The following is a 7829-nucleotide window of genomic DNA, read 5'->3' as shown; positions in this document are numbered from 1 at the left end:
ACTCACCAGAAAGGTGCTCCCTCGCTCTGACGTAATCGGACTGTCGCAAGAACGATTATCGCAGGTGAGAGCACCTTTCTTCATGCATCAGGGTCGGCGAGTCGAATTCACCGATGAAAGAACCAGGCTAGCAGGTGGCGGACGGCCGATCAGTGTCTCGGTCCGAATCTCTCCGGCCCGTCTCGCTGACGACTTGGATTAAGTTACACACTCATTTCGTCGATCACAAATCGGCTGGTCAGGAAGCTTTCCGGCCGGTGTCGTCGACGACCGCGAAGTCAGTCCTGCCGCGGCTTCACGAGCGGGAAGAGCACCGTCTCCCGAATCCCGAGACCGGTGAGCGCCATCAGCAGGCGGTCGATGCCCATGCCCGTGCCGGTAGTCGGCGGCATCGCGTACTCCATGGCGGTGAGGAACTCCTCGTCGAGCACCATGGCCTCGTCATCGCCGGCCGCGGCGAGCCGCGCCTGGTCGACGAAGCGTTCGCGCTGGATCACCGGGTCGACCAGCTCCGAGTAGCCGGTGGCGAGCTCGAAGCCGCGGACGTAGAGGTCCCACTTCTCGACCACACCCGGCACCGTGCGATGCGCGCGGACCAGCGGCGAGGTCTCGACCGGGAAGTCCCGCACGAAGACCGGCTGGTCCAAGTGCCGGCCCACCATGTGCTCCCACAGCTCCTCGACGAGCTTCCCGTGGCCGTAGCCCTTGTCCTTGGGGACCTCGAGGCCGACTTCGGCGGCGATGCCGAGGAGTTCGTCGACCGTGGTGCCCCGACCGTCGGCCTGCGGGATCACCTCGCGGCCGAGCGCCTCGGACAGCGATGGGTACATCTCGACGCTCATCCAGTCCCCGGAGAGGTCGTAGGTGGATCCGTCCGGCATCGTCGGAGTGAGGGTGCCGAGCGCGCCCTGCGCGACCGACTGCACCAGTTCGCGGATCATCGTCGCGGAGTCGTTGTAGTCGCCGTACGCCTGATAGGTCTCCATCATCGCGAATTCGGGCGAGTGGGTGGAGTCGGCGCCCTCGTTGCGGAAGTTCCGGTTGACCTCGAAGACCTTCTCCAGGCCGCCCACCACGCACCGCTTGAGGAACAGCTCGGGTGCGATGCGCAGGTACAGGTCCATGTCGAAGGCGTTCGAGTGGGTGACGAACGGGCGCGCGGCGGCACCGCCGTGCAGCGTCTGCAGCATCGGGGTCTCGACCTCGAGGAAGCCGCGACCGGCCATGAACGCCCGCAGCTGGGCCATCACCGTCACGCGGGTCCGCGCGATCTCGCGAGCCTCCGGCCGCACGATGAGATCCACGTAGCGCTGCCGTACGCGAGACTCCTCGTTCATCTCCTTGTGCGCGACCGGCAGCGGGCGCAGCGCCTTCGACGCCATCTCCCACGCATCGGCCATGATCGACAGCTCACCGGTGCGCGAACTGATCACCCGGCCGTGCACGAAGACGATGTCGCCGAGATCGACGTCCGCCTTCCATCGCGCCAGGGATTCCTCGCCCACCCCGTTGAAGCTGACCATCGCCTGCAGCTGGGTCCCGTCGCCCTCCTGCAGCGTGGCGAAGCAGAGCTTGCCCTTGTTGCGCAGGAAGATCACGCGCCCCGCGACCCCCGCCTCGACGTCGGTCTCGGTGCCGGCTTCCAGGTGACCGAACTCGGCGCGCAGCTCGGCGAGCGAGTGGGTGCGGGCGACGCCGACCGGGTACGCCTCGCGACCCTCTCCGAGGATCCGCTCGCGCTTCTCGCGGCGGATGCGCAGCTGCTCGGGGGTCTGGTCGTCGGTCTGGGGCGCCTGGTCACTCACGAGGTAACAGGTTAGGCGCGCCCCTGGTCCGCGGTCGAATTGGGCGAGGAGGGGTTTCGACGAGCTCAGCCGGCGGAGTCGGCCATCCGGCGAGGCGGAGCTTTCCACGGCTCGACCAGCGGAGCGACCCCGCCGGCCAGGCGAACGTCTCGGCGAGCCACATCAGCGGAGCCGATCGACCAGCGAGGCGAAAGCCTCGACAAGCTCGACCGACGGAACGACCTCATCGGCAGAACGCATCTCAACAGGCTCCACCAGCGGAGCGAACCCAGCGGCGGAGCATGGTCTTTCGGCAGGCTAAACCGGCGGTCCGTGTCAGCCGGTGGGGCGACGATCTCGACAAGGTCGACCGGCGACGAAGCGATCCCGTCAGCAGAGCGCGGTCCTCGGCAGGCTCCCAGCGGAGCGACCTGATCGGCGAAAGTGGGAGGGTTTCGACAGGCTCAACCGGCGAAGCCGATCAGCCGGCGCAGCGAGAGCGACAAGGTCAACCGACAGAGCGGGTCGACCGGGGGAGCGCGAGTCTCGACAAGCCCAACCACCGGAACGACCCATCGACAGAGCAAGGCACGGCAACCTCAACCAGCGGAACCGATCGACCAGCGGGCCGGGGCAACGACACCGCCGATCGACGAAGTGGGTCGACCGGGGAAGCGCGAGTCTCGACAGGCCCGGACCCCATCGACAGAACAAAGCCCGCCGACAAGCTCAACCAGCGAAACCGATCAACCGGCAGAGCGTCAACCGGCGGAGCCCGTCGACCGGTGAGGCGCAGGTTTCGACGACTCAATCAGCAGGGCCGACCGACCAGCGAGGCGAAGGGCCAGCGTGGCGACGTTCCCGGGGAGTGACCGGCGGAGCGACCCGACCGGCGACGTGGAGGCCTCGGCAAGCTCAACCACCCGAGGGCCGGTCACGAGAAGAAGCGGTGGGCGTCGGAGGTGTCGGTGCCGCCGATACCGGCGTCACGCAGGGCGAGGTGGCCACCGACCAGGAAGCGGGCTCCGCGGATGCCGCGCGCCTGGAGGTGCCAGGCCAGGAATTCGGCGTCGTAGCCGTCGTCGGTGACCAGGAGCCACTGGGCGTCGTACGACGCCGAGCGCAGCGACGACGGCGTCCCCGGCGTGAGGAGTGCGAGGGCCTCGGAGAGGTCGAGGGCGAGGGCGCCGAGCAGTGCGCCGTGCGTCCGGCGCGATTCGGCGGGCCGCAGATCGACGACGCGGATGCCCGCGTCGAGCGCGGAGCGGTACTGCTCGACCTGCACCGAGAGCGGTGCGGGCGGTACGGCGAGCGGGGCGACGGAAGTGGTGACGGGAACGTCGATGGCGAGAGTCATCGGAAGAGTCCTCAGGGTGTGAGAGAGGGAGGGTCAGCGAGTGGGAGCCGGCCGCGAACGCGGCTAGCTCTGACAACACTCCTGACAGCTCTTCATCACGACGACGATTCTGCCATGCGACGCACACTCACCGAAAGAGTTTTGTGCACGGCGAACGGGAACCGCCGCACCCACCTCCGATACACCCCTGTATCCAAAGGCAGTGACGCCCGTTACAGTTCCATTCATGTCCGATTCATCTCACGTTCCCGCCGCGCGCCCCGGCATCTCCCGACGCGACTTCCTGGTGGCGGGCGCCGCCGGTGCGGCCGCACTGGCCGCGGGCTCGGCGGCCGGGGGCCTGGCGCACGCCGAACCGGGCGCGCTGGGCGGCGCACAGGTCGCCGGCACGACCCTCGCGCAGGTCGCCGTGCCGGGCCGCGCACGCAAGGGCGGATACCGCAAACTCACCAGGGGCGCGGGCTGGCCCCTGGTGGTCCGCCAGGAACTGGCCACCGCGCACGCGGGCCGGGAGGGCAAGCGGAGCGGCCTCGCGTCGTTCGTCCAGATGACCGACATCCACATCACCGACGTGCAGAGTCCGGCACGGTTCGAGTACGTGCACCCGATCCAGGGTCCGGCGTACCGCCCGCAAGAAGCGCTCGGCACGCAGGGCGCCGTCGCACTGATCAAGCGCATCAACGCGCTCCCGGGCGGGCCGTTCACCGGCCGGCGGTTCGACTGTGTGATCAGCACCGGCGACAACACCGACAACCACGAGCACATCGAACTCACCTGGTTCCTGCGCCTCCTCTCCGGCGGCGACATCACCCCGAACACCGGCGCGAAGAACCGCTTCGAGGGCGTGCAGGCACTCGGCTCACAGCTGTACTGGCGACCCGAACTCGCGTCGCGCGACATCTACAAAGACCGCGGCTTCGAGCAGATCCCCGGCTTCCTGCGCGCGGCGATGCGCACGCACCGCAGCCCGGGGCTCACGACGCCCTGGTACGCGGTCTTCGGCAACCACGACGACCAGTTCCTCGGCACCGTGCCGAACGGGATCCTCGACGGGATGTACACGTCGGCGGTCAAGTTCGACCTGCCCGGCACCGATCCGGCCGTCTCGCAGATCGCCGACGCGATGGCGTCGAACCCGGCGGCACTCGGCCCGCTGCTGTCCCAGCTGCGCGTCACCGGGCCGTCGTTCCCGGTGACGCCGGACGCGCGGCGCCGTCCGTACAGCGCGCGGGAATTCGTCCGGCGGCACTTCGAGCCGGGTGCGCGCGGTCCCGGCCCGGTGGGGCACGGCTTCGCCGACCCGGACGGCCCGACCTGGTACACCTTCCCGATAGCACCCGGCGTGCGCGGTATCGCGATGAACACCACCAACAGCCTCGGCATCGCCGACGGCTCGATGGGCGAGAAGCAGCTGCGGTGGATCGAGCGCACCATCGCCGCCCACCCCGACGAGCTGATCCTGGTCTTCAGCCATCACACGTCGAAGACGATGACCGCGAAGCTGCCCAATCCGGAGACGCCCGGCGAGAACCAGTACCTGGGCGACGATCTGGTGGCCATGCTCGCCCGGCACCGGAACGTGATCGCCTGGGTCAACGGCCACACTCACCGCAACGAGATGATCGCGCACCGTGGCAGCACCCCGGAGCACAGCTTCTGGGAGATCAACACGGCCAGCCACATCGACTTCCCGCAGCTCGCGCGGATCATCGAGGTGGCCGACAACCGCGACGGCACGCTCAGCATCTTCACGCCGCTGATCGAGGCGGACAGCCCGTACACCGCCGACGAGGACGACCTCTCGGCGACCGGGCTGGCCAGCCTCTACCGCGAACTCAGCTACAACGACCTGCATCGCGACGACGACCTGCTCGGCAAGGTGGCCGACCGCAACTGCGAGCTGCTGCTCGCGCACCCGCTGCGCTGACCGCGGCGGGCGGCGGCCGATCCGCCGCCCGCCGCGCGCATCAGCGGATGACGTCGCCGCCGGACAGCACGACGGTCTCGCCGGTCATGAAGCCGGCGTCGCTCGAGCCGAGGATCTGCACCCAGCGGGCGATCTCCGAGGGCTGCGCGACGCGGCCGATCGGGATGCCGGCCGCCGCCTCCTCCATGCGGCCGGTGGCGGCGTTGCCCGGAGTCGCGACCCAGCCGGGCGCGATCGCGTTGACCCGGATGCCCTTCGGCGCGAGTTCCAGCGCGAGCGACTTGGTCAGCATCACCACCGCCGCCTTCGACGCGCAGTAGAGCAGCTGGCCCGGCGACACGGTGAAGGCGTCGACCGACGCGAAGTTCACCACCGCCCCGCCGTCGGACATGCGGGCGACGGCCTCGGCGGTCACGTTCAGCGTGCCGAGGACGTTGACGTCGAACACGAGGCGGTAGGTGGCCTCGTCGAAGGTGTCGAGGGTGGTCGGCGGGTAGACGCCGGCGATGTTGGCGACCAGCGACACCGGGGCCCCGCCGGCGGCGAGGTGGCTGTCGATGGCCTGGCCGATGGCCGCGCGATCGGTGACGTCGACGGCGACCGTGCGGACCGTCCCGGTCTCGGTGGCGTATTCGGTGGCCACCCGGTCGAGGGCCAGGACCTGCCATCCGGCGTCGGTCAGCAGTTCGGCGGCGGCGCGGCCCATGCCGCTGGCGGCGCCGGTCACGATGGCGGTGTTCACAGTTCCACTTCTTTCTCTCGGTGGGCGTCGGGATGGTCGACGCCCATCACGGCGGTGTCGGCGATCTCGGCGCGCAGCTCTTCGGCACCCGCCGCGTCACCGGCATCCTCCAGCTGCTTGGCGGCCACCGACTCGGCTTCCAGCATCTTCATCTCGGGAACCGCGAACCCGCTGCGCAGCGCCCAGCCGTACGCGATGAGCGAGATCGCGATCGAGACGAGCACGTCCCAGGGGAAGGCCAGCAGCGGCTTCTCCAGCGGCCCGTACGACCCGATCCCGGCGATCACCACCTGACCGAGCAGCAGGAACACCAGCCAGTAGCCGCCACGCAGGTGCGGCAGGCCGTCGTCGCTGGTCAGGAACCGCAGCACGGCGAGGAAGACGACGCACAGCGCGATCGCCCCGCCGAGATACCAGAACATGGTCGACTTGTCGGTGGTCATGCTCGGTACCGCCAGCACGTACTTGCTGCGGGCGGCGACCCAGATCCAGCCGATCAGGAAGAGCGTCGCGAGCAGCGTCGCGGGCCCCCGCTTGACCCAGCCGTTGTACGTGGAGAAGGTGACCGCGTAGACGCTGAGCGCACCGAGCAGGATCGTGTTCAGGTTCACCAGCGTCACGAAACCGCACCAGTAGATGATCAACGACGCCGCCGCGAACCCGGCCGGTGCCAGCAGCCGCGCGGCGGGCAGGCGGTACGGCCGGACCAGGTCGGGCGCGGTACGGCGCATCACCATCAGCGCCACCGACGCGGCCATCGTGCTCAGCACCAGCGCCGAGGAGATGAAGCCGACCAGACGGTACCAGCTGGGCGCGGGCGCGAAGAACAGACAGCCGACGATGAACGTGACGATCGCCGACGCGGCCGGCACACCGTGCTTGTTCATCTTGGTGAGGGCGCGCGGGAAGAAGCGGTTGATCGCCAGGCCGTAGCCGACGCGGGCACCGCCACCGAGGTAGAGGTAGCCCGCGGCGCCGGGCGAGATGATCGCGTCGAGCAGCAGGACCGACACGAACGCGCCGAGCAGGGCGTAACCGGACGCCTTCAGGGCGGCGTTCAGCGGACCGTCGGCCCACGAACTGCTCTCCAGCGCGGCCCAGTCGCCCGGGTTGATGCCGGCGTCGTGCCAGTCGATGGCGCCGATGAGCGCGACCTGCAGACCGATGTAGATGAGCACCGGGATCACCACGCAGCCGACCGTGCCGATCGGGATGTTGCGTTTGGGGTTGCGCACCTCACCGGCGAAGTCGATGACGCCGCGGAAGCCCATCAGCGCGAAGGCGATGCCGGAGACCGCGACCGCCTGCAGCGTCGAGGAGAAGCCGGAGTGGCTGCCGCCGCCGTTCCCGAAGAAGCCGTAGTCGGTGTAGTTCTTCGAGTTGAAGACGAAGAACAGCATGATGAAGGTGATCGACGGAACGATGATCTTCCACCAGGTGATCCACCGGTTGGCCTCGGACAGGAGCTTGACGCCGAACAGGTTGATCATCAGGAACAGCACCATCAGGAGCAGACCCACGACGATGCCGCGCGGCCACGACAGCATCGAGATGCCGTCGGACTCGGTGAGCAGCCCCAGCTTCGGGTACAGGCCGCCGACGTAGGTGATGGCGGCGATCGCCTCGATGGCCGGCAGCGACACATTGGCCAGCCAGTACGACAGACCCATGATCCAGCCGGAGAGACCGCCGTGCGAGAGATAGGGGTAGCGCACGATCGCGCCGCTGAACGGCAGCGCCGTACCGACCTCCATCCAGGCCAGCGCGATGATCATGGTGAGCAGACCGCCGATGATCCAGGAGACCACCGCCGACGGGCCGGCGATGCCGGCGGCGGCGAGCGCCGCGAACAGCCAGCCGGAGCCGATCTGGCCGCCGATACCGATGAACATCGCGGCTTGCAGCGACATCCGCCGTTCGAATTTGGCGTCTGTCTCATAGGTGACGGGTGGCGACGACGTCGACATGGTCCCTCCGGGGAAAGTCGGTGCAGGAGACCGATCGTCGACGGTGACGACC

Annotated in this window: 5 protein-coding genes; 1 reads left to right on the top strand and 4 read right to left on the bottom strand. The window is 68.7% G+C overall.

The features are described 5' to 3' along the window. Positions 1-278 precede the first annotated feature (278 nt). Both lysS and ACSEEN_RS19095 read right to left on the bottom strand, forming a co-directional pair. Positions 279-1805 (bottom strand): lysine--tRNA ligase, encoded by a 1527-nt coding sequence (gene lysS / locus ACSEEN_RS19100; protein ID WP_247866199.1) that lies wholly within the window; start codon positions 1803-1805, stop codon positions 279-281. 913 nt (positions 1806-2718) lie between these two features. After that, positions 2719-3141, bottom strand: coding sequence for a rhodanese-like domain-containing protein (locus tag ACSEEN_RS19095; protein WP_440714044.1), 423 nt, complete (start codon positions 3139-3141; stop codon positions 2719-2721). A 226-nt stretch (positions 3142-3367) separates the two neighbouring features. On the opposite strand from ACSEEN_RS19095, the gene ACSEEN_RS19090 reads away from it, so the two are divergent. Beyond that, positions 3368-5068 (top strand): TIGR03767 family metallophosphoesterase, encoded by a 1701-nt coding sequence (locus ACSEEN_RS19090; protein ID WP_440714043.1) that lies wholly within the window; start codon positions 3368-3370, stop codon positions 5066-5068. Positions 5069-5108: 40 nt separating this feature from the next. On the opposite strand, the gene ACSEEN_RS19085 is transcribed toward ACSEEN_RS19090, so the two are convergent. Both ACSEEN_RS19085 and ACSEEN_RS19080 read right to left on the bottom strand, forming a co-directional pair. Next, complete coding sequence (locus ACSEEN_RS19085) at positions 5109-5810, bottom strand: SDR family NAD(P)-dependent oxidoreductase (RefSeq protein ID WP_247866196.1); 702 nt, start codon at positions 5808-5810, stop codon at positions 5109-5111. Continuing rightward, entirely contained in the window at positions 5807-7720 is a 1914-nt protein-coding gene (locus ACSEEN_RS19080) for an APC family permease (protein WP_440714042.1), read from the bottom strand. Before ACSEEN_RS19080 ends, ACSEEN_RS19085 begins: the two co-directional genes overlap by 4 nt. Between the last annotated feature and the right edge of the window lie 109 nt (positions 7721-7829).

This window comes from Gordonia marina (assembly GCF_052036135.1).
Classification (GTDB): domain Bacteria; phylum Actinomycetota; class Actinomycetes; order Mycobacteriales; family Mycobacteriaceae; genus Gordonia.
The sequence above is the reverse complement of the archived record's forward strand: the minus strand, read 5'-3'. Positions and strand labels throughout refer to the sequence as shown.